Origin of the sequence: Lentilactobacillus farraginis DSM 18382 = JCM 14108, from assembly GCF_000583655.1 — a bacterium.
GTDB lineage: Bacteria > Bacillota > Bacilli > Lactobacillales > Lactobacillaceae > Lentilactobacillus > Lentilactobacillus farraginis.
The window spans coordinates 1-25,556 of the sequence record NZ_BAKI01000007.1 but is presented as its reverse complement, the minus strand read 5'-3'; the positions used below and the strand labels follow the sequence as shown (position 1 = coordinate 25,556).

Annotated in this window: 22 protein-coding genes, 6 pseudogenes and 1 other annotated feature; of the genes and pseudogenes, 15 read left to right on the top strand and 13 right to left on the bottom strand. The window is 42.1% G+C overall.

The genetic code is table 11. The features are described 5' to 3' along the window. Positions 1-169 precede the first annotated feature (169 nt). The 4 genes from JCM14108_RS04245 to JCM14108_RS04230 all read left to right on the top strand — a co-directional run bounded on the left by JCM14108_RS04245 (position 170) and on the right by JCM14108_RS04230 (position 3,238). The gene (locus tag JCM14108_RS04245; RefSeq protein WP_035178621.1) at positions 170-727 is read left to right on the top strand and encodes a TetR/AcrR family transcriptional regulator; all 558 of its coding nucleotides are present in this window, start codon (positions 170-172) and stop codon (positions 725-727) included. 204 nt (positions 728-931) lie between these two features. Continuing rightward, positions 932-1,177 (top strand): hypothetical protein, encoded by a 246-nt coding sequence (locus JCM14108_RS04240; protein ID WP_235807061.1) that lies wholly within the window; start codon positions 932-934, stop codon positions 1,175-1,177. Positions 1,178-1,423: 246 nt separating this feature from the next. Beyond that, on the top strand, positions 1,424-2,395 hold the full coding sequence (locus tag JCM14108_RS04235; protein ID WP_035178620.1) for an alcohol dehydrogenase catalytic domain-containing protein: 972 nt from the start codon (positions 1,424-1,426) through the stop codon (positions 2,393-2,395). Positions 2,396-2,503: 108 nt separating this feature from the next. Further along, on the top strand, positions 2,504-3,238 hold the full coding sequence (locus tag JCM14108_RS04230; RefSeq protein ID WP_035178619.1) for a glucose 1-dehydrogenase: 735 nt from the start codon (positions 2,504-2,506) through the stop codon (positions 3,236-3,238). A gap of 123 nt (positions 3,239-3,361) precedes the next feature. On the opposite strand, the gene JCM14108_RS04225 is transcribed toward JCM14108_RS04230, so the two are convergent. The 10 genes and pseudogenes from JCM14108_RS04225 to JCM14108_RS04185 form a co-directional block, all read right to left on the bottom strand. Continuing rightward, complete coding sequence (locus JCM14108_RS04225; RefSeq protein ID WP_235807057.1) at positions 3,362-3,619, bottom strand: hypothetical protein; 258 nt, start codon at positions 3,617-3,619, stop codon at positions 3,362-3,364. Positions 3,620-3,750: 131 nt separating this feature from the next. Further along, a pseudogene (locus JCM14108_RS04220) lies at positions 3,751-4,427 on the bottom strand (type 1 glutamine amidotransferase). A 197-nt stretch (positions 4,428-4,624) separates the two neighbouring features. Then, the gene (locus JCM14108_RS04215; protein ID WP_035178698.1) at positions 4,625-5,821 is read right to left on the bottom strand and encodes a D-alanyl-D-alanine carboxypeptidase family protein; all 1,197 of its coding nucleotides are present in this window, start codon (positions 5,819-5,821) and stop codon (positions 4,625-4,627) included. 213 nt (positions 5,822-6,034) lie between these two features. Beyond that, on the bottom strand, positions 6,035-6,490 hold the full coding sequence (locus JCM14108_RS15085; protein ID WP_237745705.1) for a hypothetical protein: 456 nt from the start codon (positions 6,488-6,490) through the stop codon (positions 6,035-6,037). Between the two features lie 150 nt (positions 6,491-6,640). Beyond that, entirely contained in the window at positions 6,641-6,916 is a 276-nt protein-coding gene (locus JCM14108_RS15080) for a hypothetical protein (RefSeq protein ID WP_237745704.1), read from the bottom strand. Then, positions 6,898-7,590 carry a hypothetical protein gene (locus JCM14108_RS04205; RefSeq protein ID WP_237745703.1) on the bottom strand — a complete coding sequence of 231 codons (693 nt, stop codon included), beginning with the start codon at positions 7,588-7,590 and terminating at the stop codon, positions 6,898-6,900. Before JCM14108_RS04205 ends, JCM14108_RS15080 begins: the two co-directional genes overlap by 19 nt. 14 nt (positions 7,591-7,604) lie before the next feature. Continuing rightward, the gene (locus JCM14108_RS04200; protein ID WP_035178617.1) at positions 7,605-8,537 is read right to left on the bottom strand and encodes a GH25 family lysozyme; all 933 of its coding nucleotides are present in this window, start codon (positions 8,535-8,537) and stop codon (positions 7,605-7,607) included. A gap of 343 nt (positions 8,538-8,880) precedes the next feature. After that, positions 8,881-9,546 carry a DUF975 family protein gene (locus JCM14108_RS04195; protein WP_035178616.1) on the bottom strand — a complete coding sequence of 222 codons (666 nt, stop codon included), beginning with the start codon at positions 9,544-9,546 and terminating at the stop codon, positions 8,881-8,883. Between the two features lie 112 nt (positions 9,547-9,658). Then, positions 9,659-10,054, bottom strand: coding sequence for a hypothetical protein (locus JCM14108_RS04190; protein ID WP_035178615.1), 396 nt, complete (start codon positions 10,052-10,054; stop codon positions 9,659-9,661). Positions 10,055-10,184: 130 nt separating this feature from the next. Next, on the bottom strand, positions 10,185-10,652 hold the full coding sequence (locus tag JCM14108_RS04185; protein WP_420805514.1) for a DUF1836 domain-containing protein: 468 nt from the start codon (positions 10,650-10,652) through the stop codon (positions 10,185-10,187). A gap of 131 nt (positions 10,653-10,783) precedes the next feature. On the opposite strand from JCM14108_RS04185, the pseudogene trhA reads away from it, so the two are divergent. From trhA to JCM14108_RS04160, 5 genes and pseudogenes are all read left to right on the top strand, one after another. Further along, positions 10,784-11,436, top strand: a pseudogene (gene trhA / locus JCM14108_RS04180) (PAQR family membrane homeostasis protein TrhA). Positions 11,437-12,175: 739 nt separating this feature from the next. After that, positions 12,176-13,452, top strand: a pseudogene (gene hisD, locus JCM14108_RS04175) (histidinol dehydrogenase). Positions 13,453-13,876: 424 nt separating this feature from the next. Then, positions 13,877-15,033 (top strand): annotated as a pseudogene (locus JCM14108_RS04170) (MFS transporter). 20 nt (positions 15,034-15,053) lie between these two features. After that, positions 15,054-15,758, top strand: coding sequence for an MIP/aquaporin family protein (locus JCM14108_RS04165; protein WP_035178613.1), 705 nt, complete (start codon positions 15,054-15,056; stop codon positions 15,756-15,758). Between the two features lie 77 nt (positions 15,759-15,835). Further along, positions 15,836-16,629, top strand: a pseudogene (locus JCM14108_RS04160) (DUF975 family protein). Between the two features lie 69 nt (positions 16,630-16,698). On the opposite strand, the gene JCM14108_RS04155 reads toward JCM14108_RS04160, so the two are convergent. After that, positions 16,699-17,832: a trans-sulfuration enzyme family protein gene (locus tag JCM14108_RS04155; protein WP_035178610.1), complete on the bottom strand. Its 1,134-nt coding sequence runs from the start codon at positions 17,830-17,832 to the stop codon at positions 16,699-16,701. A 468-nt stretch (positions 17,833-18,300) separates the two neighbouring features. Between JCM14108_RS04155 and JCM14108_RS04150 the strand changes: the two genes are divergently transcribed. From JCM14108_RS04150 to JCM14108_RS04135, 4 genes and pseudogenes are all read left to right on the top strand, one after another. Then, positions 18,301-19,470, top strand: a complete 1,170-nt coding sequence (locus JCM14108_RS04150; protein WP_035178608.1) for an iron-containing alcohol dehydrogenase — start codon at positions 18,301-18,303, stop codon at positions 19,468-19,470. Between the two features lie 195 nt (positions 19,471-19,665). Next, entirely contained in the window at positions 19,666-20,172 is a 507-nt protein-coding gene (locus JCM14108_RS04145; RefSeq protein ID WP_035178607.1) for a hypothetical protein, read from the top strand. A gap of 370 nt (positions 20,173-20,542) precedes the next feature. Then, positions 20,543-21,525, top strand: a pseudogene (rfbB, locus tag JCM14108_RS04140) (dTDP-glucose 4,6-dehydratase). Positions 21,526-21,541: 16 nt separating this feature from the next. Further along, the gene (locus JCM14108_RS04135; protein WP_035178605.1) at positions 21,542-22,408 is read left to right on the top strand and encodes an NAD(P)-dependent oxidoreductase; all 867 of its coding nucleotides are present in this window, start codon (positions 21,542-21,544) and stop codon (positions 22,406-22,408) included. 77 nt (positions 22,409-22,485) lie between these two features. Here the strand turns inward: JCM14108_RS04135 and JCM14108_RS04130 are convergent, their stop codons facing one another. Continuing rightward, positions 22,486-22,686 carry a hypothetical protein gene (locus JCM14108_RS04130; RefSeq protein ID WP_035178603.1) on the bottom strand — a complete coding sequence of 67 codons (201 nt, stop codon included), beginning with the start codon at positions 22,684-22,686 and terminating at the stop codon, positions 22,486-22,488. A gap of 223 nt (positions 22,687-22,909) precedes the next feature. On the opposite strand from JCM14108_RS04130, the gene JCM14108_RS04125 reads away from it, so the two are divergent. Further along, on the top strand, positions 22,910-23,347 hold the full coding sequence (locus JCM14108_RS04125) for a MerR family transcriptional regulator (protein WP_035178601.1): 438 nt from the start codon (positions 22,910-22,912) through the stop codon (positions 23,345-23,347). A gap of 181 nt (positions 23,348-23,528) precedes the next feature. Here the strand turns inward: JCM14108_RS04125 and JCM14108_RS04120 are convergent, their stop codons facing one another. Beyond that, on the bottom strand, positions 23,529-23,738 hold the full coding sequence (locus JCM14108_RS04120; protein WP_035178600.1) for a DUF4649 family protein: 210 nt from the start codon (positions 23,736-23,738) through the stop codon (positions 23,529-23,531). Between the two features lie 181 nt (positions 23,739-23,919). Then, positions 23,920-24,122, top strand: a binding site (T-box leader). A 46-nt stretch (positions 24,123-24,168) separates the two neighbouring features. Here JCM14108_RS04120 and tyrS point away from each other — a divergent pair. Continuing rightward, on the top strand, positions 24,169-25,425 hold the full coding sequence (gene tyrS / locus JCM14108_RS04115) for a tyrosine--tRNA ligase (RefSeq protein WP_035178598.1): 1,257 nt from the start codon (positions 24,169-24,171) through the stop codon (positions 25,423-25,425). Positions 25,426-25,556: the final 131 nt, after the last annotated feature.

Here is a 25,556-nt window from a genome sequence, read left to right as displayed (position 1 = left end):
ATTATTCCTTTCTAATATGGTCTTCAAATTTTTAGCAAATTTAGACTGGTTAAAATCAGCTTTTACCATAATTCAACACATTAAACTACTAATAATAGTTTGTCAACTATTTTTAGTAGTTTATTTTAGACTGTGTTACAATATTTTAAGGTATAGAGGGAGGCTGAATATGACAAAAAGAGATTTAACAGATCAAAAGATTATCGAGGTGTATATTGCGTTAGCTAATGAAATAACGCTGTCTGCGGCCACATTTCCAAGACTTGCTGAAAAGCTGGGAATCAAAACGCCGTCGCTATACAATCACTTTAAAAATCTCACTGATTTAAAAGTTCAAACGGCCATTTATTTACACACCACTTTAAATAAACGGCTAACCGAAGATTTGATTGGTCAGTCCGGTCGTCAGGGACTTCGAATCTATGCAATGGATTATCGGCAATTTGCTGACGAATATCGGCATGTTTATGAATTATTAAACACGGTTCCAAGTTTTAATAATGCTGAATTGGAAAAAATTGGCCGCAAAAATAATCAAATTATATTGAAATTACTTGAAACGTTTAACTTATCCAACAAAGAGCTACTTATTAAGAGTAGAGCTTTTCGCAGTTTATTAAATGGGTACATTATTTTAGAGCAATTAGGCTATTTTCAAAATGGAGACTTAACTGATGGAGAAAGCTTTTCAGGAGTTGTGGATGAGTTTTTGGCATCACTTGCTTAACAGCTATTAGTAGTGGTCATGTCACTGGGATACTGGGGATATCGCGGCTTGCAAGATTGGATTAATGCTTTTATATAATTTGAGGTTTATTAGGACCCTTGCCAAGGACCAAACTAAAATAATTTGGTTTGGCCTTTTTTATTACAGAAATTATTTGTAAATAATGGGTTTATTTACTTATCACGGACTATAATAAAAATGGAGGTGTTTGGATTGACAACAATTTATGTAGATCCTAAGAAGAAACATGACCAAATTGTGAAGTTGTCCGATGGCAGTTATGGCGTGATGAAGCCAAAAAAAGAAAAGGCAGGCATTGCCTACCAATTTAATTTTACGAATCATATGCACCCTGGATTTATTATGAAGCACAAGCCCGTAAATGGGGATGTTGAAAATGTTCATTCAATTGATGGCAAGCAAACTTTCAAGATCGAATGGATCTCGTAAGTTTATTTATTAGGGTATCGTTAGCTTGATGATGGCTGAATAAATAAGCTTATGAGTAAACATTAAGCAGTTGTTGTTTGAATTGTTGACACTTGAGAAGGACCGGACCAATGTTAAATGGCACCCGGTTCTTTTATTTTTAAATTGTGGTGTGCCAATTAATTGCACAAGCGTCGCTGACCAACCCAAAAGGCTTTCGGCATATAATGGGGGACGAAAACAATGATAAGAGAGGGGCACAATAAAATGAAAGCAGCATACATTAAAGCAACCGGTAGCAGTAAGAACATTATTATTGGTGATCTACCGGAACCGGAAATTGAAAATAATGATGTGTTGGTCAAAGTGACTGCCGTTTCGGTCAACCACGTCGATACCTTTGTCAGGGCTGGTTCCTACAAGACGGCATTAAATTTCCCGTTTGTCATTGGTCGAGACGCGGTCGGCGAAGTCGTGAAGGTGGGAGCCAATGTGGATCGGTTTGCGGTTGGCAACCAGGTTTGGACTAACAGTATGGGTTATGATGGCCGACAGGGAACCACCAGCCGTTATGTTGCTGTGCCGGCAGAGCGGCTGTTTCATATCCCAGCCGGTGTTGATCCGATTAAGCTGGTAGCGTCTGTGCATTCGTCAGCGACTGCGGCCATTTTGATCAATCATGTTTTTCAAGCTAAGAGCGCAGAGACCATTTTAATCGAAGGGGCTGCCGGCCACGTTGGCACCAAGTTGGTTCAGCTGGCGCACACAATGGGGTTAAAGGTTGTGACTACTTCAAGTGAGCAGGATTTTGACAAGATGGATCGGTTTGGCAGCGACTTGGCGTTGGATTATCGAAAGTCCTTGTCTAAGCAGTTGGAAAAAAATGACGTAGCCGGCGTTGACTATGTGGTTGATACTTCCGGAAAAGTTGCCCTGCAGGAAAACATTAACGCGCTAAACGAACGGGGCACCGTTGGTTTAATTACGGCACCTGAAGACAATAAATTCACCTTTAACGTTCGAAAGTTCTATACAACCGATAAGGCAATTCGTGGCTTTGTTCTCAGCCACGCAACGGTCGATCAATTCACGGACGCGGCCAAGTTGTTGAATCAACGAATGGTTGACGGCTTTTTACTGGATGACGACATTATTGAAAAGTCGGTTGATGACGCAGCTTGGGCTCATAAAGCCTTGGAAAAAAATGAAGTCAGGCAGCGACTGGTTTTAAAGTTTTAAACCGATTAAGCCAGAATTTCCAGACAAATAACTTAAGCCAAGGACTAAGACACGATATAATGAAATTGGAATTAGTAACCGGTTTCGCTATATTTAGGAGGTTTTATTATGGGCAAATTAGATCAAAAAGTTGCCATTATCACCGGTGCGTCTCAGGGAATGGGAGCCAGTCACGCCAAGTTATTCGTTGAAGAAGATGCTCACGTAGTCATCACAGATATCAATGCGGACAAGGGCACCCAATTGGCCAACGAACTTGGTCATGATACTGTTTTTGTCAAACAAGATGTTGCCAGTGAAAACGATTGGAAGCATGTGATTCAAACAACGTTGACTAAATTCGGCAAGCTGGATATTTTGGTTAATAATGCAGGCATCAGCTTTAATAAATCACTTGAAGAAATTACAACGGATGATTATTTGAAGATTTTTAAAATCAATCAATTATCGGTCTTTCTTGGAACCAAATATGCCGCTGAAGCAATGAAACAAAACGGTTCTGGCAGCATTGTCAATATTTCGTCAATGAACGGGTTGGTTGGCGGTGCAGTTGGCTACACAGATACCAAGTTTGCTGTTCGGGGCTTTACAAAAGCAGCTGCCTTACAATTGGCTCACTTTGGTATTCGGGTTAATTCAGTTCACCCGGGTGTTATTTCAACACCAATGATTCATCAAGGGGATAGTGAAGCAGTTATTAAAGAATTTGCAAAAGCGATTCCGCTTCAGCGGGTGGCCGAGCCTGAAGAAGTTTCGAAAATGGTCTTATTCCTGGCTTCCGATGATGCCAGCTATTCAACCGGTTCTGAATTTGTGGTTGATGGTGGTTTAACGGCGCAATAAACGCAAGCCAGTCCGTTAAAGACGAACTGTTGTCACTTGGATTTTTGAGTTGCTTTTTCGCTTCAACAATTAAAAAGCAGTTGAGATGTGAGGAACCTACTCATCATCTCAACTGCTTATCTTTTAGCTTAAGCGTAATCTGAAAATAAACTTCAGAGTTGGTACAGAATTCTTAATATTTTGAATGGGACCGCGTTTAATGGACTGATCCTCTTCACGAAGTTCACTTTCCCTGATTGCCAACAGCATTTTGGCTTCACCATCACCATTCGCAGCCCGGCGTTTTAACTCATCCTTTGCATAATGGGCTACCATAGCCTCAGAAAAGCCGTGTGGATGAAGTCGCTGAAATAAATCATAATTACTGTTATTCTCAAACATAATTCCCTTAATTCCCCCATGGTTTGATATTAAACTTGAATTAATTACACAAAGAGAAGATTAGGCTATTTCTGTGAATAAGTCAATATGAAGGTCAAAATAAAAATCACTTGGCATCAAATTCTAAAAGGTTAGCGGTTGCTGGTTGCTGTTATATAATCCAAAATATGAAACATCACGGTTTTATTTTCTGCAGGGACAGGGGTTTTTAAAATGTCTGCCTTAGTTTGATTAAAAACAGATCCCTTGATATAGGGAAAATCATTAACCACCATTTCCCTGACGTTATCCGACTGTGGTTCGAAATGAAATTGAAGGCCGACGACACGATGATTCATCACGAATCCTTGGTTTCTAACCCGATCACTGGAAAATAACAGGGTTGCTTCGTTGGGAACCTCAAACATTTCCTGATGCCAATGAAGCGCCAGTAATTTATCGGGGATTCCGGGGATAACGTGACTTTTCAGATAAACCGGTGCCCAGCCGACTTCTTTAACCGGTGCATTGGTAACTGGATACCCCAGTGCTTGGCAATTTGCTGAGCGCCAAAGCAGGCGCCAAATATTGGTACGTTCTTAGCCAGTAGCTCGTTAATTAAGTTACGTTCCTGCCTGATCCAGTCGAGATCATCGTTGGGACTCATGGGCCCGCCCAAGACAACCAGCAGATCGGTGTCAGCTGCCTTTGGTAAAAAGCCGAATTGATAGGGATGATAAATATAGGCTTGGTGGCCATGAGCTTGGGACCAGTCTAAAATCGAACCCGGTCCTTCATTAGGCGTATGTTGTAAGATGTTGATCCGCATTAAACGAAGCTCCTGAACAATAATAATTTAATGATGTCATTAAGATTTATTGATATCATACCACTATTTTTTTTTGAATGTAAAATAAGCAAGATCAAACTTTTTTGGAGGACCAACAAAAACAGCTATCGTAAGTACCGATTTTGTTCGGTATTCACGATAGCTGTTTTCAAATTATTAATCAATTAAATTTCCGGTTAAGCCAGATTTTTATTATAAACATAGTTCATCAACGAACGAGTTTCAGTAAACTCGTTTTCATCGTGGAGTACAACCGTGATGATTCGATCGTGACCGGTTTTACGACCGGTACCCACGAAGCAGTAGCCGGCTGGATCGGTGTAGCCGGTCTTTAGGCCGTCGACGTTCAATGATTTTTGATAATACTTGCGACCTGGTAACAGGTTGTTGTAATTGTACAACTTTTGGCCGTCCAGATTCATTGAACCAATTGAAGCATCTTTTAAGACGTCATTGTAGTCGGTAATTAAATGACGCGCAATTTGTGCAACGTCGGCTGCAGAGACCATATTGGCGTTTGCACCACCGATACTGTAACCGAATGGCTTCAAGCTGTTTTGCTCCATGCCGGATGCCGAAACAAATGACGTGTTTTCCAAATCCCATGATTTAGCTTGGTCATTCATCATTGAAACGAACTTCTTGTTGTAGGCTGGTGTTGAACCACCGGCAACCCACTGGCCCAAGGCGATAGCAGCGTTGTTTGAAGATTCAATCAATGCGGCCAGGTAGAGATCTCGAACCGTGTAGGAATTCTTGGTGAACTTAAAGCCACCAAAGGTACTGTCTTTACCCAATTTCTTAAGACCGGCATTACTGGTGTTGACTTTGGATGTCCAAGAACCGCCGCCATTGCTGATCTTTTGTTGAACCAGATAAAGTGTCATCAGTTTGGAAACGGACGCAATCGGCCGCGGTGTATTGGCAGCCTTTGACCAGACAACACCGTTTGTATTGACATCCAAGGCAACGGCGCCCTTGGCATATTTTAAGCCAAAGGGTGCTTTACCCGGCGTTAGATAATTATGCCAGACGTATCCCGACACGGTTCCCGCACCGTTTTTAACTTGGTAGTAAACTGCTTTGGAGCCGCTGCTCTTTTGAAGAACGGCTTTCTTGGTAGCGTACCAAGTCGTATACGGATAGCCTTTTAAGGTTGCAACTTTCTTAGTGTGTGAGGCATTCCAAACGACACCCGTTGAAGATTTTTTATGATAAGGTGCCTTGGTCATTGAAGTGGTTGATACCATTTTGTATGTAGTGGTTGCCGCTTCGACGTGAGATGATTGGGACTGAAATCCCAGCCCAATTCCAAAAGTTAATGCTGTTGCGCACGAAATCATGACCGCACGCAGCCATTTATTTATTTTCATCATATACATTCTCCCTCCAGCTTCTGTTTAAAATTGTACCATGCTGCGAGGAATTTGCTCAATGTTTTAATGGATTTGTAACTGATTTGTATGCGCCCTGTTAATTATTTTTTGGGAACTTAATCTTTGAAATCGACTGCAATCAAAAACGCAATGAACTCGTTAAAGTTTTCATTGCGTTTTAATGGTGCATGATTATCAATGCTTTAAAAGTTACTTAACACTAGCGGCCATTTGAATAGCTGTATTCATATCGGCAGCTTTTAAGGTGTAAACACTTAAGCCGTCTTGCCAAGTAATGGTTTGATCTCTGGTATGATCATTTGATGAATGAACATTAAATTCAATTGCACCGTATTTTTGAGGTGCCGGTAACATGTACTGTTCAAACAGGTTGGCTGCTTGGACGGCCGTCTTTTTGGGATCGGTATTGTTAACGACGCTGCCGTGAACGGTAATTGACCAGCGACCCTCATTCCAGGCGATGTAACGTTGACCGCCGCCGGCATTTTCGTAGCCGGTAATTTTGCTGTTTAATTTAACTTTCGGCAGGCCTTTATTGGTTGAAACCTGAGAATAATCAACTGCAGCAGCTGCTTGACTTTGGGTTGCGTAGGTTTTCTTTTGGAAAGTCGCGTACGGCGTTTTCTTTTTGAATAGCACTATCATTTAAGTTTAATGCTTGATTACCAACGCTATAGTAAAAAGCATAGTTATTTTGATTACCGGCATAACGAATGTTTAAGTTGGCACTGCCTGAACTGAGTCCGTCCGCACTCGGTAATTTAACGTTGCCCAACTTTTGCGCAATCTGATTGTTCAGGGTGCTGATTCTGGAGCCGGTTGTTGACTGGCTGGAAGAAGCGCTGTCGGTGTTACTTCCAGCTGATTGACTGCTGGACTGTGATTGATCTGTGCTTGAAGCCGCCTGGTCACTACTTGAATTTTGCATATCGGCCTTGGATGATTTGGAAACCTTGGAAGAAGAACTGTTGTCGTTGCTTCCCTGACCCTGTTTATTGGAATTACAGCCGCTAAGGCGCCAACTACCAAAAGTAATCCGGCAGCTAAACCGATTAATTTCTTGTGATGCATAGAGGATCCTCCTTAATTGGCACTGTGGCTGAGTTGAATAGCCAGGTTGGTTGATCACTTGCCACTTGGTAGACGTGATTATCTGCCTGCCATTTTACCGTATTGGCTAATTCTTGTTCATTATTGGAGTATAACACGATCGCACCATGATTAACATTCTTGACAGGAAGTGATGATTGTTTGATTTGGTTTGCGACCTGATTGGCAAAGGTCGTTGGATTGGGACCGCCGGCAGCCTGTGAAGGTGTTACGGTAGTAATTGACCAGTTGCCTTGATTCCAGTGGGTATAAACGTGGCCTAATGTCCCCTGAGAAACAGCAGCATTACCGTTTTTTAATTCATCCTTTGTACCGGCTTGTTGGCCAAGATAATCAAGGGCATTTGCGGCCGCTTGGGAATCATCGTAGGTTTGTTTTTCAAAGGTTGCATGACGATTATTATTATCGTCATTATAATCAAGCTGGTAATCTTTTGGATTCGAATTGGTTACTGAAGCCGTTAATTTGGTGCCGTCAACCGTTAACGTTTGCGGGGCAGGCGTCTGTTGGGCAGAACTAATGCCGCTGTTTGCATGAAAGACAGTGTGATTAACAGTTGCGTAACCGCCAAAAGTCAATAAGGCGGTACCGGCCACGGCAATGAATGAGCCAAGTAGTTTCTTCTTAAGTTGCATGTCGATAACCCTCCTTATTCGCTGACGTATGAGCGATTAGCTGTGATATATTGACCGGTTGTCGTGGTAAAGTAATAGGACCCGCTGGCCCGTTTTGTGACGGACTGAATGCTGACTGAATCACCAGCGCTTAAAGCTTTAACCCGATTAGCTTTGGAAAAAGTTGCCGAGTCGTAGAGATAAATCTTTTTGTTGACCGTTACGCTTTTAGCGGCGTTCAACGCATGATAGTATTTGGTCGTGCTGCTGGACGTATCAGCAAGTGCCGTACTTGCGGTGCTGGTTCCGGTCCACCATGAAGCGGGATGAGTGACAACTTTACTATTATCAACGTATTTTCCGAGAGCAGCTAAATAATATTTGTTGGTGTACTGCCAAAGGTCAGTTGTGATAGTTGGCTTAGCTGAGTAGTTGGCGATCCACTGCGCGTCAAAGTTATTGCGGGCACTGCCGGCGTATTGAGTCGCAAAGGACTGATAGGAGTAAAAGATCAGTTTCTTGTTTGTTAATGACCGCATTTCATTATACCAAGCTTTAACAGCTGATTTTGAGGAACCGGAAGTGACGTTGTTTTGTTCGTAATCCAGTACGTAGAACTTGGCATTTTTATTTGATCGATTATAAAAATTTTTGGCCTCTGTACGGGCGCTGGCTGAACTGGTAAACATTGCATAGTCGTATTCGCCGAACGGGATACCGTATTTAACGTAGAGTGCCGTATTGTTAGTGGCGTATTTATCAACATAACCGCTGCCGTACTGGCGACGGTTAATGATAAATGAAACCTGATTTTTTAAGTTTTGAGCTTGCAAACTTGTCATTTTTCCCTGCCATTCCGATACATCGGGGATAGCGGCAGCTGCATGTGTGTTAGTGGCAGCGGCGCCAAAGATCCCTAAGCTGACGCCGAGTGTTGCTAAACAATAGGCAATTTTCTGCTTTATCATATTGATCCTCGCTTTTATGTAAATTTTTAGCATATCTTTAAATAACTTCACCGTATAAACTAACCTAATTGAGCCGATAGGGCAACCTGTGATTAAGCCATAGACTGTAATATTACACCTTCCGGAACGATTACCGCAACTTTCAACTTACTTTTTATCAAAAAGATTACTGTTTTATGACATGTATCAATAACTATTAAAGCGTAACAATTTAATGCCGAGATAATTGCTATGAAAGGTTATAGCGAAGCAATCGTGGCATCCATACCATTAAAAAAACGAACCCAATTCGAAAGGAATTAAGTTCGCTCTTTAATTTTAAATAACCCAGATCAATGATTGTTTATGAAGCATTGGTTTCGGCTGTACCGGCCTGTTGAAGTGACAATTCGTTATAGTAATTGGCAAGGCTAAGACTTATATATGGCTGAACCCAAATGGCTGCCAATCCTAGTGTCACGACAATTAGCAGGTACCAGCCGATAAAGCTTAGCTGCAGAACAAAATATTCTGCCTTATGGCCGTCCATCATTTGCCGACTGCGGGTAATTGCTTCTGTATAGCCAATATGCTCGCCATTGTCGATGGCATCACGATAAATATAAAAGGTTTGCGAATAGGCCATCATTTTAATAATTCCAGGAACAATCAATAAAAAGGTCCATAAAGTAATGAAAATATATTTTAGGATGCTGATCAGAACAGCGCCGATGAAGTAGTCACCGTTGTTGAAAACAAAAAGTGATTTCTGCATTGGCTGCTCATAAGTCAGCTTTTCCCGCATTGCATCCAGGCAAACAAAGGATAGACCGACCATGACAACATAGGCTGCCCAGGCAATTAATGAGCCGACCCCGTCTGTTGGTGCTAAATCGCTCGATTCGTTTAGTCCCACGAGGTATCCCGAAATTATTTCCAGAATAAAATACGGTAAAAATAACAAAAAGTAAAATGAAAAATGCGTGTTTAAAATGCTTTTGGCGTCTTCTTTTAACGCGACACGGTTCATTATTATTCGCTCCCTTCGGATTATTCAGCTGTTTTAAGCGCAACAAAAAACGGCAGGTATCCTTGCATCAAGGATACACCGCTTATCAGATAAGTAGATCTGAAAGGCATTTCTAATCGGCTGCCTGATTATTCGGTGTCAATGTTCCCTTGACTAATTTGGCCTTTTGAACCCAACCATGTCCTTTAACGTACAGAAAGGCGCGATTCTTCTTGGTTACATCGCTTTTGGCTTTTACATAACGGGTTACCCGATATGTGGTGTTTGGTTTTAATTTACCTTTAGCCGTAAATGAGATACTGGGATTGTCCGCACCAATTGCCGCGCGATAGACCGTTACTTTGTGGTTGGTTGTATGATAAAGTGTTAGTTTATCATAGAAATCAGCCGTTAAAATTGAAAATGAATAAGTCTTGGCTTTCGCTGCCGAAACGGTTGAAGTTGGTGCGGCTGCCAATAGGGGTAGTGCAAGCACAATTCCGGCAAAAATTGTTGCCATTTTTTTCATCAAAATGCCTCCATTATCAATAATGTTAAACTACTTTAATTGCAGTCGGCTGAAAAAACGGCCAACTGCTGAGTTTCTTTTCAATTCTATTAGTGTAACAGGTGTTTTCCAATGATGAAACCCAAACCGGTTAAAGATTTTGATTAACCAGGTCTTCAACCAGCAGCTTATAGAGCAGCGATCGAATGGCCATATGTTGATAATCAACGGCTTTTAACTGATGGGTTTGCGTTTTACCCAGTTCTTCGTTGAAGGCGCGAATAAATTGATCATAGGCAATATTAACCGGATCCATTTTTACCGCAATTTTAATTGCTTTTTTAATGGTATCAAGGGACAAAATGGGCTTCATTAGGCTGACCACCAAAATTTCTGCCAGGTGTTGCTTGGAGTAGCGCTTTTTTTCCGGTCGTTCAACCAATCCCTGCTTAACATAACTGTTAATCATTGACTTGGTAATTTTAGTTCCCGTTAACGGTACCAGAAATTGATTGACTTCATCAATGACTTGGTCCATGTAAAGATTCAAGCTGGGCAGCTCGGCGTATAAGGGGAATGAAAGTCGGGCAAATCGGTTAACTGAATTTTCTGTAATTATGCTCACCTTCTTTATACTTAAATAATCACATTATCTCACAGGAGGCAGCATTCAGACAAATAGATTTAATATCTATGTTATGTTGACTATCGTTTTGTTTTATCTTATGATATTACTTAGGAGGTGCCTTAATGACTAATCAATCTCTTCATCATTTGAAACGGCAACAAATTGTTTATGAGGTTTTAAATGCCGTGACACATGGCGTTTCGTTTGTGGCTGGCGGAATTTTAACCGTCCTTCTACTAATCAGGGCTGCCCATGACCATCTTTCGGCTGCCGCGACAACCAGTTTGGTAGTCTATTGTGTCAGTGTTTTGATGCTGTATTTAGCCTCCACGCTACTGCACTGTTTTGTCTTTACAAGGGCAAAACGGGTTTTTCAAATTTTGGATCATAGTAACATCTTTTTGCTGATTGCCGGGACATATACGCCATATTGTGTGATTTTCATTCATAATTTAGCGGGAAATATTTTACTGGCCGCAGTTTGGTTTCTGGCAATTTCCGGAATCGTCAGTCACGTTGTTTTTCACGGCAAATATCAAAAAACCGAAACAACGATTTACGTTGTGATGGGGTGGCTTTGTCTGCTTTTAGGCAAGCAACTGTATATTAATTTAAGTGCCAACGGATTTTGGCTGCTAGTTAGTGGCGGTGTTATCTTTACGCTTGGCGCAGTGATCTACAGTTTCCCCCGAATTCCAGCCTGCATTTAATTTGGCACTTCTTCGTGATGGCCGGGACATTGACAATGTTTTTATCAATTTATATGAATATTTAAATAGCCTGATTTAAAATAACTGATCATGATAATGTTTAGATCAATTTAAAAATGAAATAGGCTGACGTAACCACCTCAGGTGACAGCTATCGAGGATAAAAATCGATTGCCCGCTAACTGATTAGTGGTGACGTTAGCCTATTTTTATCGATTTGCATGGCCGCTCGTTACTGCCGATTCTTGATCAGATGTATGCGTGGGGAAGAAAACGATTGGCCAAATATTAAGTGCCGGCAACGTTTAAGCTGGACGGTTTCGCAGGACCTTTGAAAATATGATCGTTAATACGACAACCCTGGAGCGTATGAAGTTAGTAAAAAACTCTGTTTGCTGTTGACATTCAAAATAATCATGGTATTGTAATGGTAATCACAAATTAAAAACTAATAATAAATATGAAGTTACGATTAGAAAAGTAAGCGATGAACTAACATAAAGAGAGTCCCGGCGGTGAGAACGGATTGTTGGTATTGCTGAAAACACATCTATGAACTGGATAATTGAACCAAGTAGGTTGTCCCGCTAGTGAGCGTTACCACGGCTGCTGTAACTGTTCTTCATTACTAATGGACGACTAGTTGCAGACAGTGTAAGGTCGTTTCATCGTGAGGTGGCGGCAAAATGAGGTGGGACCGCGAGAAATCGTCCTCAGGTATTGGATAACAATATCTGAGGACGATTTTTTATTGTTAAAAAGTCTGACCGCAGCTGATTATTTATTGGGAACGGAGTGACAGGAATGCAAATTATTGAAGAACCCTTGGAACAAATGTTGAAACAGGTTGAAATTCGGACAAGTAAGGTTGCCAATCGTGAGGAAGTTGAAAAGTCGGTTCGGGAAATCATCGCAAACGTGATTCAAAACGGTGATCAAGCCGTTAAGGATTACGAAAAGAAATTTGACCGGGTTGAGCTGGACAGTTTGGCGGTTACGCAGGCTGAAATTGAAGCGGCGTATAATGATACCGATCAGTCGGTTATTGATGCACTGGAATTGGCTAAAAAAAATATTACCTCATTTCACAAAATGGAAGTTGAAGATAGCTTTGTTGACGCAAAGCAAAAAGGGGTTATTCGGGGTGAAAAAATTGCCCCATTGGCAGCAGTCGGAGTTTACGTCCCAGGTGGTACGGCAGCTTATCCATCTTCAATTTTAATGAATGTTATTCCGGCTAAAATTGCCGGTGTTAAACGGGTAGTGATGGTGACACCACCCCAAACCGATGGTCTAAATAAGGCTGTTTTGGCAGCTGCTAAAATTGCCGGGGTTGACGAAATCTATACGGTTGGCGGCGCACAAGCCATTGCCAGTTTGGCTTATGGAACAGAAACAATTCCACGAGTCGATAAGATTACCGGTCCTGGTAATGCGTATGTTGCAACAGCCAAAAAGCAGGTTTTCGGTCAGGTCGACATCGATATGATTGCAGGGCCATCTGAAATTGGTGTTATCGCCAGCAAACCGGCAGTTCCCAGCCAAGTAGCCGCAGATTTATTATCACAAGCTGAACATGATAAGCTGGCCCGACCGATTTTGGTAACGGATGACAAAGAATTGGCTATCAATGTTAATGCCGAACTGGATCGACAAGTTAAACTATTGCCACGGCAAGAGATTGCCCAGGCGGCAATGGATAATGAAGCTTCATTGCCGTTGTCAAAGATATCGATGACGCCTTTACATTAATGAATGCAGTTGCGCCGGAACATTTGGAAGTTCAATTACCAGATGCAATTTCTTATTTAAACCAAATTCAAAATGCCGGCTCAGTCTTTCTAGGCTTCTCTGCATCTGAACCGGTTGGTGATTACATTGCCGGCCCTAATCACATTCTACCAACGGGAGGAACCGCTCGTTTCTTCTCCCCGTTAGGCGTGCAGGATTTCGTAAAGCGAACCCAGTTTGTTTCTTATACGCGCCCAGCACTCAAAAAGGAGGCCGAGGCTATCACAACGCTGGCTAGAGTAGAGGGCTTGGAGGCGCACGCAAGAGCGATCGAGAGTAGGTTTGATTAGTGTGCGGAGCAAAGTGGTTAACACCCGGAGCATAAGGGATCAAAGCGAAAAATCCAAGCTCGGGATTTCTCGCTTTGACGCCTTATGCGCCGGGTGCTAACCGTTTTGCTTCGCACACTGAACAAAGTTCTTGCAATTTATTTTGAATCATTGTATTATTTGGACAATCAAAAAAGGAGGTGATGCTTTTTGACTAGTGGAATATCTCAGAAAGCATCAGCTGTGGAGAACGATTTAAAATAGTTGATGTTTCAGAGGAAAAGCCGGCGAAATTAAAAAATCGCCGGTTTTTTTGTGATTAAAATAAAAACGCTTTCATTTATTTTTTAAACTTCCTACTAGACGTTGGCCGGTAAAGCCTGTGACATGGCTGAGCCTGCGAATTTTGCGGGCTCAAAAAGATTGGAAAAGGAAGTGAAAATACATGAAGCAGTTCAAAGTACAAAGCTTTGTATTGGTATTGATTGCATTTACGTTGGGGTTCAGTGAATTCTTGATTGTGGGGATTTGGGATGACCTTTTAAACCAGTTTAATGTCTCTGTTGCCGCAGTGGCTATCTGGTTATGATTTTTGCGATGGTGTATGCGGTTAGCACACCGTTTATCATCCTTTTTGGAGCTTGTTGGCTTTGATGGGGATCTTTACAGTTGGCAATATCTTGAGCTTTATCGCAAAAAACTTTACTTTTTTGGTGATTTCACGGATGATTACCGCGTTGGTTTCCGGCGTAACGATTTCCATTGCTCTTTCGTTTGTCGGTTATATTTCGCCAATGGCCAAAAAGAGGCTGGCTGCTGTCATGGGTATTTTCCGGTTTCAGCATTGCCTCAGTACTTGGGGTGCCATTGGGAACCTGGATTTCAACCAATTTTGGCTGGCGGATTTCGTTTTTAACGATTATCGGGATTTCACTGATCACAATGGTTTTGATTTTGGGCGTGCTACCGCGTGATTTTAAGCAAAAAAGTAGCAGCATTCGTGGCCAACTGGCCCTATTAAAGGATCATCGTATTCAAATCGGGATGTTTTTACCGATGTTTAATCTGGCGGCGATTTATGTATTTTATACTTATTTACGACCAATTATTACTACCCGGCTGCACTTTTCAACAACGATGTTAACGGTATTGCTGTTTGTTTTCGGCGTTGCCAATATTATTGGTAATCAGGTCAGTGGGAAGTTAACGGAAGGACCAGGGTTGTCTGCAATGCCCAAAGTTTATACCGGCCAGTTTATTTTGATGGTTGTCATGCCGCTTTCGTTCCATTATAGTTGGTTTGGTGCAATTCTTTTGATGATGTTGATTATTAGCATGCCGCTGTTAAATTCACCGATTCAAATTCAATTTCTGCAGGTGGCGGAAAAAGCTTACCCGCAGTCAATTGTGCTGGCATCTTCTTTAAATTCGATTTTTTCCAATTTTGGGATTGCGCTCGGATCGGCAACGGGCGGGATGCTGGTTAGTAATTTTGGCATGAGTTCGGTTGGGCCAGGGGGCGCCGGCTATACGTTGGTAACGTTTATTTTGGTTGTTTGGCTGAATCGACTGAATCGGAAGTTTGCCCCGCAAAGTTTGTAAACTGAAAGTGGGGATGAGCCATGGATGGCTTTCTTGGAGAATTATTTGGAACTTTTGTCTTAATCGTGTTGGGTGCCGGAACCGGTGCCGGGGTAAACTTGAAACAGACTTACGGCCACGGATCCGATTGGACGTTTATCAGTTTGGCATGGGGAATGGCCGTTACAATGGGGGTTTATGTTGCGGCGTCGTTCGGCTCACTGGGGCATTTAAATCCCGCCGTAACCATTCCATACGCTTTATTTGGTCTTTTTCCCTGGCATCAGGTTTTGCCATATTTATTTGGCCAATTTTGTGGTGCTTTCTTAGGTGCCGCCGTTATTATCGGGATGTTTGGCCCACAGTTCAAGCAAACCAAAGCTGATGAAGGCAATACAGTCGGTATTTTTGCGACTCGACCAGCCATTAAGGCACCGTTGGCTAATTTCTTTTCTGAAGTGGTTGCGACATTTGTATTTGTGTTTGCATTATTAAATTTAGGCGATTTTTCGCAAGGGTTAAAACCGCTGGTAGTTGGCTTGTTGATTATGGTAGTTGGCATGGGGCTTGGAACAACAACCGGATTTGCTCTGAATCCTGCCCGGGACTGGGGGCCAAGATTAGCGTACACCCTACTGCCGGTTCCCAACAAAGGCAGTGCTGAATGGAATTATGCATGGGTGCCGATGTTTGGCCCATTGGTCGGCGGGATTGCTGCGACGCTTGTTCAAACGGTTTGTCATTAGTTTGACCGGGTTGACAATTGCTGATCAAGTAAATATACTCAACATCATAAATTAAAAATGAAATGAGGGCGTTCTTAGTGGACAGACCACAACTTAAACTTGAGGTGCGGGAAATGTTGAATAGTCATTTTCCGTTTTTCCTTTTATTGTTTTTGCCTGTATTGATACTCGAATTTGGTATGATAGCTGCCCAGTATTCAAGTGGTGTCGGGCTTAATTCTATTTGGAGTTTCAATAATTATTTGGGATCGAATAGTTATTCCACTGTAGCCTCAACCGTTAATATCAAATTGGCTGTCGGCTTGTTTGGATTCGTATTTTTAATCAGTCTCATTAGTGGCCTGTTGATGACCGGAATTCAATTTGTTGGGATTGATTTACTTCGAAATGAAACAACTTTTGAACAGCCGGTCACCAAATCATTTACGATTTTTAATAATGGTGAATACTTTATCGGAACGCTGATGATCAGTATTATCACTGGCATTTTGACCTTTCTTTGGTCATTTCTGCTTATTATTCCGGGTATTATTAAGGGGTATGCCTATTCTCAGGCAATCTTTATTTATCGTGATGCGCTCGATAAAGGCGAAAAGATCGGCTACTTTGAAGCAATTGACCGAAGCCGGCAATTGATGAACGGTCATAAAGTCGATTTGTTTGTTCTGGGATTAAGTTATATTGGCTGGTTTCTTCTTTCCAGTTTGACCCTTAATTTGTTGGACTTATGGGTGATTCCTTACTACAATCTGGCGATCGCCAATTTCTACGTTAAGATTCATGATGATCAGGCGAAGCATTTGCCACCATTTTTTCTGACCCAAATAAATCAGAAAAGTCGGATGATTCCTCGCCGCACGATTCAAAATAAAGCCAAAAATGACTGTCTTCCAGCACCTTATGTGCGAAGAAGACAGTCATTTTTGGCTTTGGCAGTTATTTAATCACCAAGTGCTTGTGTAAGATCGGCAGCTAAATCTGCGGGGTTTTCAAGGCCGACAGATAGGCGTAGAAGTTCATCGGTAATCCCCAATTTAAGGCGGGCAGCTTCAGCCATGTCTTTATGGGTTTGCATAGCCGGAATTGTCAGCAGAGATTCAACGCCACCCAGGCTTTCCGCAAATGAAATAATTTTAAGACGTTTGAATAACTGGTCAACCTGGTCCAAATTTTGAACATAAAAGCTGATCATGCCACCCTGACCGGGGTAAAGTACTTTTTGAACCTGAGGTAATTTTGCCAAACTGGCTGCAACATATTTGGCGTTGGCCGTATGCCGGGTCATTCTGACAGAAAGGGTCTTCAAGCTTCGCAGTAACAGCCATGAATCAAAAGGATCCAGGGTTGCGCCGGTCGTATTGAAATTAAAAGCGAGGGTTTCACCGATTTCTGCTGATTTGGCAATGACCGCACCAGCCAGCATATCATTGTGGCCTGATAGATATTTGGTGGCACTGTGAACGACAATGTCGGCGCCACTAAGAATCGGCTGCTGATAAACCGGCGTTAAAAAGGTGTTGTCCACACAAACCAGAATATTCGCATTGGCATGGTGGGCGATGGTGGCGACCCTGTTAATATCGATGATTTTCATAGTTGGGTTGGATGGTGTTTCAAGCCAGACTGCTTTTGTCTTTGGGGTAATCAAAGCTGCTAATTTGTTATAGTCTCGACCGTTCCATTTACTGAACTTGACGCCGTAATGTTCGGCCAGGTAGTCAAAATAACGAAAAGAGCCGCCATAAAGGTCATCGGAAGTAACAATTTCGTCTCCTGAACTAAATAGTGAAAAAACTAATTGAATGGCCGCCATTCCTGAGCTGGTTGCAAATGCCGCCGTACCATTTTCCAGTTTGGCCAGGGTCTCTTCCAAGACGTGTCTGGTTGGCGTTGCGAGACGGGAATAGGAATATTGTTTTTTGGGATCGAAATTTTCGACATCTTCCAAATCCCGATGACGGAAGTTGGATGCCAAATAAATCGGGGTTGAAATAGCGTTATTTTGGTCATGGTTATCTCGATTACCGGCTTGAGCCAATAATGTGTCAATATCAAATTGTTTTTCCTCAGTCATGTGAAAAGTTCCTCCAAAAAATAGTTTTAAAAACAAAACCGCCATCCTGATAAACGAATAGAATCGTTTTCAGGGTGACGGTTGATTCACGATACCACCTGAATTTATCGGCATTTCGCAATGCCGACCTCATTGAGTTCCAACCGATTGAGAGCCGGTCAGACTCGGCAGGTAACGTCTGCCAGCGGTGTAACAGCCAAACAACCGCAACACCGGCTCCGAGCTCATCTTCACTTTAATACTGCCGGGTTTCTTTTCAGCTACCGAAACTTTCTTTACCGGTGATCAAAGCTACTCTTCTCATCAAAGCCTCAATTCATTAAAATCTTCTCCATTTTAAACTAATTTAGGCTGATAATCAACGTAAAAAAGACTGACTGCGAGTTTGTGAAAGTGTTTACATTATCCTATTAAGGTGATATTATGAAATTGGTTTAAATCATAACCATCTAGGAGGAAGTTTTTAAGATGAAAGAAAATTTTGATTTCTTAATGCCGAGTGTTAACTTTTTTGGTAAAGGGGTTATCAAGAAGATTGGTGCTCGAGCCGACATGTTGAATATGAAAAAGCCGTTAATTGTCACGGATAAATTTCTACGGGGGATGGAAAATGGCCCCGTCGCACAGACGCTGGCGTCGCTTGAGGCCGCTGGGGTGCCTTATGCCATTTATGACGGCGTTGAACCCAATCCAAAAATCCGAAATATTGAAGAAGCCAAAAAAGTTTATTTGGATAATAACTGTGACAGTATTATCACAGTTGGCGGTGGCTCGTCACATGATGCCGGAAAAGGGACCGGGATTATTTTAACTAATGGTGACGATATCACCAAGCTGGCGGGCATTGAAACACTGGCAAATCCATTACCGCCATTAATGGCAGTTAATACAACGGCTGGAACGGCTTCAGAGCTGACCCGCCATTGTGTGATTACAAATGAAAAAACCAAGTTGAAATTTGTCGTGGTTTCGTGGCGAAACGTGCCGCTGGTTTCATTTAATGATCCAATGTTAATGCTTGATGTTCCGGCATCCTTAACGGCAGCTACCGGTATGGATACGTTTGTTCAGGCAATCGAACCCTATGTTTCGACCAACCGCAACGAAATAACGGACGGTCAATGTGTCGAAGCAATCAAGTTGGTTGAGGAAAGTCTGCGGGAAGCTGTTGCCAATGGTCATAACATCGAAGCCCGAACCAAAATGGTCGAAGCGGAGATGCTTGGTGGCATGGCTTTTAATAATGCGGATTTGGGATACGTCCATGCGATGGCCCATCAACTTGGCGGCCAGTACGACGCACCGCATGGCGTTTGCTGCGCGATGCTGCTGCCGATTGTTGAAAAATACAATATTATTGCCGCACCGGAAAGGTTTGCCCAATTAGCTGAGATTATGGGTGAGAATACGGCCGGTTTGTCGACCCGTGACGCAGCCAACTTATCAATTAAAGCAATGCGGCAAATGTGTGATGACGTGAACATTCCACGAAGCATTAAAGCAATCGGTGCCAAACCGGAAGATTTTGAGATGATGGCTGAGAATGCTTTGAAGGATGGCAATGCCTTCTCAAACCCTCGAAAGGGAACCAAAGAAGAAATTGTCCGGTTGTTCCAAGAAGCGTACGATCAAAAATAGTTGGTGGTTCTTCTAAAAGAAACATGCAAAGGCGCTGATTCACTTGAAAAGTGGTTAACGCCTTTTGTGAAATAAATATTATTTAAAAATTCATACTTTCATCACACTTTCTTCTAAAAATTTGGTTATTATTATGATAATGATAAGTATTAGCTGTACAGTAGACTAACGATTCTTGATATGGAGGGGTTTGTAATGAAAAAGAATCTTTTGATTGATGCTGGCCTGCTGTTTCTGATTCCGGCCGGGATCATTGCCTTCTCAATGACTTCGGATACGCATCCCAAGCTGCCGCGGCAGACAACCGCTCAAAATAACATTATTCAGACGACGACGGATACGGAGTACACGCAAAACAGCGCTCTAAATACCAATCAACTTCAAAAGCTTGATTTTACGGCTTCCCGGGTTTATCGGGTAAAATACGCAAAGACTAATTTTAAAACGGTCTTAGATGATGATTATCGGGAAGAAAAGTTATACCGATACGTGCCCGGTTCCAAGAAAAATAATCGAACTTACAGTTGGAAACGAATTAAAGCCCGGACGGGGAAACGGGTTTATGTGGATATGAAAGCAAAAGCTTATTACCGTGACGACGATGGTGAGCGTGAGTCCGAAGATTTTTACAGAATTCGAACTGCCAAATCAGCGTCGGCTCAGAAATATTGGGTTAATGAAGATGCCATTGAAGATGATTAAATTAATTGGGATAATAATTTTAGTATCGGGGCAATTAATTTAAAAGAGTGGGACGGAAAGTTACTATTTAGCGCACATTCTCACTCGGTAATAATCGTAGGAAACATGGGGCTGAGGCAAAGTAATTTTGTCCAGCCTTTTGTGTGTGATCGCGATTATTACTAAGCGAAAACGTGCGCCGAAAGGCAACTTCCTGCCACATAATCAAATTATCCAAACATTCCAGCCTGAAATATTCGAATAATTCGATTACGCTCTGAAAGTTAACCGCTTTTCGGCCCACGCTCCGGGTTTCGGATATTTTTAAATTTGTGATACATTATAAGAAATGGCTCACGCTGCAACTATAAATTAAAGGAAGTGACTCCCGGTGAACATTCTTGTTACCGGTGGTGCCGGGTTTATCGGTTCAAATTTTATTCGCCAATTATTGCGTAACCACCCTGACGATCGGATAGTTAATTTTGATTTATTGACTTATGCTGGTCATTTATCCAACCTGGCTGACATTTCACCGCAGGCCAACTATGTTTTTGTGAAAGGAGATATTGCGAACCGGCAGGCTGCTGAAGCTGTTATTTACGATAATCAAATTGATGTTGTCGTTAATTTTGCGGCTGAATCGCATGTGGATCGTTCAATCCTGGATGCAGCCCCGTTTATTCACAGTAACTTTTTAGGTGTGAAAACATTGTTGGAAGCGGTCCGAAAGTATCGGCTTAAAAAGTTTATTCAGATTTCTACCGACGAAGTTTACGGGCCGACAACCAGTCGCTTCCCGGCCGATGAAAATGCTCGGCTGAATCCCAGTTCACCGTATGCTGCCAGTAAAGCGGCGGCCGACTTGTTGGCGTTGTCTTACTTTAAAACATTTGGGGTGCCACTATGTATTACGCGATCGGCTAATAATTATGGCCGCTATCAGTTTCCCGAAAAATTGATTCCCTTAATGGTTACAAACACATTACGTGGGCGAACATTGCCGATATACGGTAACGGTCAAAACAGCGGGATTGGCTCAATGTTGACGATAATTGTCGGGCAATCGAGCTGGTGATGGAAAACGGCCGGCCCGGTGAGATTTATAATGTCGCTGCGCATCAGTATCGAACAAATCTGCAGGTTGTGAATAGAATTAAAAAACAGTTGGCGGCCTGGCAGCCACAAATTAAATTTGTGGCGGATCGCCCAGCCAACGATACTGGTTATGCCATTAATGATACTAAGATTCGCCGACAGTTGGGTTGGCAACCGGAATTTGACTTTGAGACCGGAATTGGTGACACAATTGACTGGTATGTCATCCATCCAGAGTGGTGGCGGCCGCTGTTGAAAAATGTTAAAAATAGATAACTTGAGGTGATTGGCTATGAAGATCGGTTTTATTGGTACCGGCGTTATGGGTACCGGAATGATTAATAATTTGATGAAAGCGGGATTCGAGGTTGCCGTTTATAATCGAACCAAGGCGCATGCCAAAGCGGTGCTGAGCAATGGCGCAACCTGGCAGGAAACACCGGCTGCTCTCACTAAAGTCAGTGATGTCGTAATAACGATTGTAGGTTTCCCAAAGGATGTTAAAGACGTGTATTTTGGGGATGCCGGTATTTTTAAAACGGCAACGGCTGGTCAGACACTGATTGATATGACGACCAGCTCACCGATTTTGGCTAAGCAAATTTTTGATTATGGCACAAAACGGAAAATTGATGTTCTGGACGCGCCGGTTTCCGGTGGGGATGTTGGTGCAAAAAACGGTACATTGACGATTATGGTCGGCGGCCAGCCGGCAGTTTATGATAAAATGCTGCCGATTTTTAAAGCGATGGGCTCTTCAGTCAACCGATTTGGAAATGCCGGGCAAGGTCAGAATGCCAAAATGTCTAATCAGATTATGATTGCCGGGACGATGACCGGATTAACAGAAGCGTTGGTATTTGCCAAAAAAGCCGGATTGGATCAATCCCAAATGATTGAAACAATTCAAGGCGGTGGTGCAGGTAACTGGAGCATGGGCACCTATGGCCCGAGAATTCTCAAAGGTGATTTCAAACCGGGCTTTTATGCCAAACATTTTTTGAAAGATTTGCGAATTGCTTTGGACGTTGCGGCTGAAATGAACTTAAAACTGCCTGCCACACAACAGGCAAAAAAATTGTATGAGGCAATGGTTGATCAATTTGGGTTGGGGAATTTGGGGACCCAGGGACTGATTAATATTTACAAAACCAAATAACAGCGGTATTTATTAAGCTGCAATTAAAAAAGGCCGGGACAATTCTAATGCAGTCTCGACCTTCGTTATTGAAATCATTATTTATTTTTTTGCTCACGGCGTTTTTGCACAGCGTTAACGACATTAATAACAATTGAAATGGTTAAAAAAATGCTGGCAAGGATGATCAAGCCGATTTTAACGTTATTGGCAAGGTGGGCTGACTGACCATAAAAAGCTATGGCAATGGACAGGATCAGTGCAATGTCAGCGACAATTAATTTTGGTGAGAATCCCAATTTATTCAGTCCTTTCAGTGTGGCTACGCAAGCATTATACCAGATGTTGATTTTGATTTAAGCATAAATTGTCGGTAAAATAACTTAAATCTCTTGTTTAATTAGTGAGGGACAAAGGATTGATTGCTTGAAAAACAATTTGGAAATGCAACTGCCGGATTTGTTATAATAACTTCGTACTTGATAAAATTATGGTCAATAGTAAATTAAAAAGGTGAACGTCATGGCAAAAGAGAACCAAAACGAGCCACTTATTGATAGCAGCAAACTAATTTTTGGAATTGGTCAGGTCCAAAAAATAACCGGGGTTTCCGGAAGGCAGTTACGGTACTGGGAAGAACAGCGTTATATTACGCCGATTGCCCAGCAAAAAGGGACCCAACGCCAGTATTCATTCCGGACGCTCTTTTTGATCTTTCATATTCAGCGTTATTTATCTCAGGGCTTTACACTGCAGACAGCGGTTGAGAAGGCCAATGAATTTGAAAAACAAATGCCGATTTTGCGAACGTTTGTCAAAGCACAGCTTCACGGCGTTGAAGTTGCCGAGGATAGAAGCGTCATTGACTTTGGTTTTAAAGACGATACGCATCAGCAACGAGTTTACGGCATCGTTGAAGGTGACAAAACGTATTTTGAAATTAAAAACGTGGATGACTGATTGCGGTATGTATGGTTGTGACGTCAGATAGTTTTCCAAGTAGATACAAGATTGGTTTTGGCCAGTGGAACTGGGCAGAAAAAGCTAAAGAAGGCAGGAACGCTACGGTTTAGTTATCGAGGTGGTTCCTGTCTTTTGTTTGGATTTTGATTTAATCATAAATATGGTTACGAATTGAAAATTAATAGCCTTCGCTGTCAAACTTCTTATATAGGCCGATAATCGTTTTGTCGGTTAAATCAACCGATTTGTCGTCCAACGTTACCTGATTGATTTTATAGTAATCTTCAAGGTCGGGAACTTCCAAACGTTGGTTAGCCATAAAATCAGCCACCGATTTGTAAGTGATCGTTTCGTGAGAAGTCCCGCTTTCATAAACAATTTTAAGCATTTTTGCCACTTCTTTCTTTCAAATTTTGGCAAATCTCTGCCAAATCATTATTCCAGTTTTATTCTAGGGTTTCGAATTTTAAATTACAACTAACTTGCTGTTTTATTACGCGGTAATTTATCCACGGGTTTGGATTGACAACAATTCGTCCAGCAATTATGATTATGATAAGGTTATTATCTTAAAAGTGTTGAAGCAGGCACCGTAGTTGATTGAATCGGGAAGTCAGAAACTTGGCGGTTGATGTGAGCCAAGCGGTCAATTGATGAAATTACGCCTGTGGAGCTTTCTATGCGTAATAGACGAGTCATTTCGTTACCAATGGGTTAAGAGACCGCTTTTTAGCGGTAACTTGGGTGGTAACGCGGAAATTTCGTCCCTGACAGTCATATTGATTGTCAGGGACGTTTTAATTTGGAGGAGAATTAGCATGAATATTTTAGATGATTTAAAATGGCGTGGCGCGATCAATCAGGAAACCGATCATGATGGCCTTTATGATTTGGTTAATCATAAGTCGGTCGGCCTTTATGTTGGGATTGATCCGACCGGTGACAGTATGCATATTGGTCACTTAATTCCATTTATGATTTTAAAACGATTTCAATTGGCCGGCCATCATCCAGTAATCGTTATTGGTGGTGGAACTGGTTCAATTGGCGATCCCAGTGGTAAAAAATCCGAGCGGGTTCTGCAGACAATGGATCAGGTTCGTCATAACCAGGAAGCCTTGACCCGCCAAATGGAAAAGCTGTTTGGCCAGGACGGTTCGTTTGAAATTGTTAACAATTATGATTGGCTGTCAAAATTATCATTATTGGATTTTCTACGCGACTATGGAAAACTTTTTAATATCAATACGATGATTCGCAAGGAAATTATTGCGAGTCGTCTGGAAGCCGGTATTTCATTTACAGAATTTACTTATCAAATCCTGCAGGGAATTGATTTTCTGCATTTGTATCGTCATAACGATGTTCAGGTGCAATTAGGCGGTGCCGATCAGTGGGGAAACATTACTTCCGGGATCGATTTGATTCATAAGGTAGAAGGTTCGGATGCTAAAGCGTACGGAATGACAATTCCGCTGCTGCTCAAGGCGGATGGTACCAAATTCGGTAAGAGTGAGGGTGGTAACGTTTGGCTTGACGCGGAAAAAACAACGCCCTATGAGTTCTATCAATTCTGGTTGAATCAGGATGATCGGGATGTTATTAAATATTTGAAGTACTTCACCTTCCTGGACAAAGATGAGATTGATGACTTGGCTGAGAAAGTCGAGAAACAACCGGAGAAACGGGAAGCACAACGACGACTTGCCCAAGAAGTAACCAAATTTGTTCATGGCCAAAAAGCGGTTGAATCGGCTGAAAGAATTTCCAAAGCGCTTTTTTCCGGAGAAGTTGCTGATTTAACAACAACAGAAATTGAACAGGGATTCAAGAACATGCCAACTGTTGAGGTTTCTTCAGAACCTTTAAATATTGTTCAATGGCTGGTAGACGCTACCAAAATTGAATCCTCCCGCCGTCAGGCCAGAGAGGATATTACTAATGGCGCTATCCGCATTAATGGCGAAAAGATTCAGGATACCAATTTTGAAATTGACCCCGCTCAAAAATTTGATGGCCGATTCGTCATCGTTCGACGTGGTAAGAAGCATTATTTTCTTGCCCGAGTGAAGTAAGCGGCAGCGATAATTAATCGTAAGGAATGCAGCTAGACCAATTTAATGTAATTTGCTACTTTCAGTAGTTAATAAAGGTTGTAAGTAAGGGTGTTTTGGCCCTTGTTTGCAACTTTTTTTGATTTGTTTTT

What these genes read in the sequence shown, in the direction of transcription:
- JCM14108_RS04245 (WP_035178621.1), top strand. Translation starts at nt 170, where the DNA reads ATGACAAAAAGAGATTTAACAGATCAAAAGATTATCGAGGTGTATATT.
- JCM14108_RS04235 (WP_035178620.1), top strand. Translation starts at nt 1,424, where the DNA reads ATGAAAGCAGCATACATTAAAGCAACCGGTAGCAGTAAGAACATTATT.
- JCM14108_RS04230 (WP_035178619.1), top strand. Translation starts at nt 2,504, where the DNA reads ATGGGCAAATTAGATCAAAAAGTTGCCATTATCACCGGTGCGTCTCAG.
- JCM14108_RS04225 (WP_235807057.1), bottom strand. Translation starts at nt 3,619, where the DNA reads ATGTTTGAGAATAACAGTAATTATGATTTATTTCAGCGACTTCATCCA.
- JCM14108_RS04215 (WP_035178698.1), bottom strand. Translation starts at nt 5,821, where the DNA reads ATGAAAATAAATAAATGGCTGCGTGCGGTCATGATTTCGTGCGCAACA.
- JCM14108_RS15085 (WP_237745705.1), bottom strand. Translation starts at nt 6,490, where the DNA reads ATGATAGTGCTATTCAAAAAGAAAACGCCGTACGCGACTTTCCAAAAG.
- JCM14108_RS15080 (WP_237745704.1), bottom strand. Translation starts at nt 6,916, where the DNA reads ATGCATCACAAGAAATTAATCGGTTTAGCTGCCGGATTACTTTTGGTA.
- JCM14108_RS04205 (WP_237745703.1), bottom strand. Translation starts at nt 7,590, where the DNA reads ATGCAACTTAAGAAGAAACTACTTGGCTCATTCATTGCCGTGGCCGGT.
- JCM14108_RS04200 (WP_035178617.1), bottom strand. Translation starts at nt 8,537, where the DNA reads ATGATAAAGCAGAAAATTGCCTATTGTTTAGCAACACTCGGCGTCAGC.
- JCM14108_RS04195 (WP_035178616.1), bottom strand. Translation starts at nt 9,546, where the DNA reads ATGAACCGTGTCGCGTTAAAAGAAGACGCCAAAAGCATTTTAAACACG.
- JCM14108_RS04190 (WP_035178615.1), bottom strand. Translation starts at nt 10,054, where the DNA reads ATGAAAAAAATGGCAACAATTTTTGCCGGAATTGTGCTTGCACTACCC.
- JCM14108_RS04165 (WP_035178613.1), top strand. Translation starts at nt 15,054, where the DNA reads ATGGATGGCTTTCTTGGAGAATTATTTGGAACTTTTGTCTTAATCGTG.
- JCM14108_RS04155 (WP_035178610.1), bottom strand. Translation starts at nt 17,832, where the DNA reads ATGACTGAGGAAAAACAATTTGATATTGACACATTATTGGCTCAAGCC.
- JCM14108_RS04150 (WP_035178608.1), top strand. Translation starts at nt 18,301, where the DNA reads ATGAAAGAAAATTTTGATTTCTTAATGCCGAGTGTTAACTTTTTTGGT.
- JCM14108_RS04145 (WP_035178607.1), top strand. Translation starts at nt 19,666, where the DNA reads ATGAAAAAGAATCTTTTGATTGATGCTGGCCTGCTGTTTCTGATTCCG.
- JCM14108_RS04135 (WP_035178605.1), top strand. Translation starts at nt 21,542, where the DNA reads ATGAAGATCGGTTTTATTGGTACCGGCGTTATGGGTACCGGAATGATT.
- JCM14108_RS04125 (WP_035178601.1), top strand. Translation starts at nt 22,910, where the DNA reads ATGGCAAAAGAGAACCAAAACGAGCCACTTATTGATAGCAGCAAACTA.
- JCM14108_RS04120 (WP_035178600.1), bottom strand. Translation starts at nt 23,738, where the DNA reads ATGCTTAAAATTGTTTATGAAAGCGGGACTTCTCACGAAACGATCACT.
- tyrS (WP_035178598.1), top strand. Translation starts at nt 24,169, where the DNA reads ATGAATATTTTAGATGATTTAAAATGGCGTGGCGCGATCAATCAGGAA.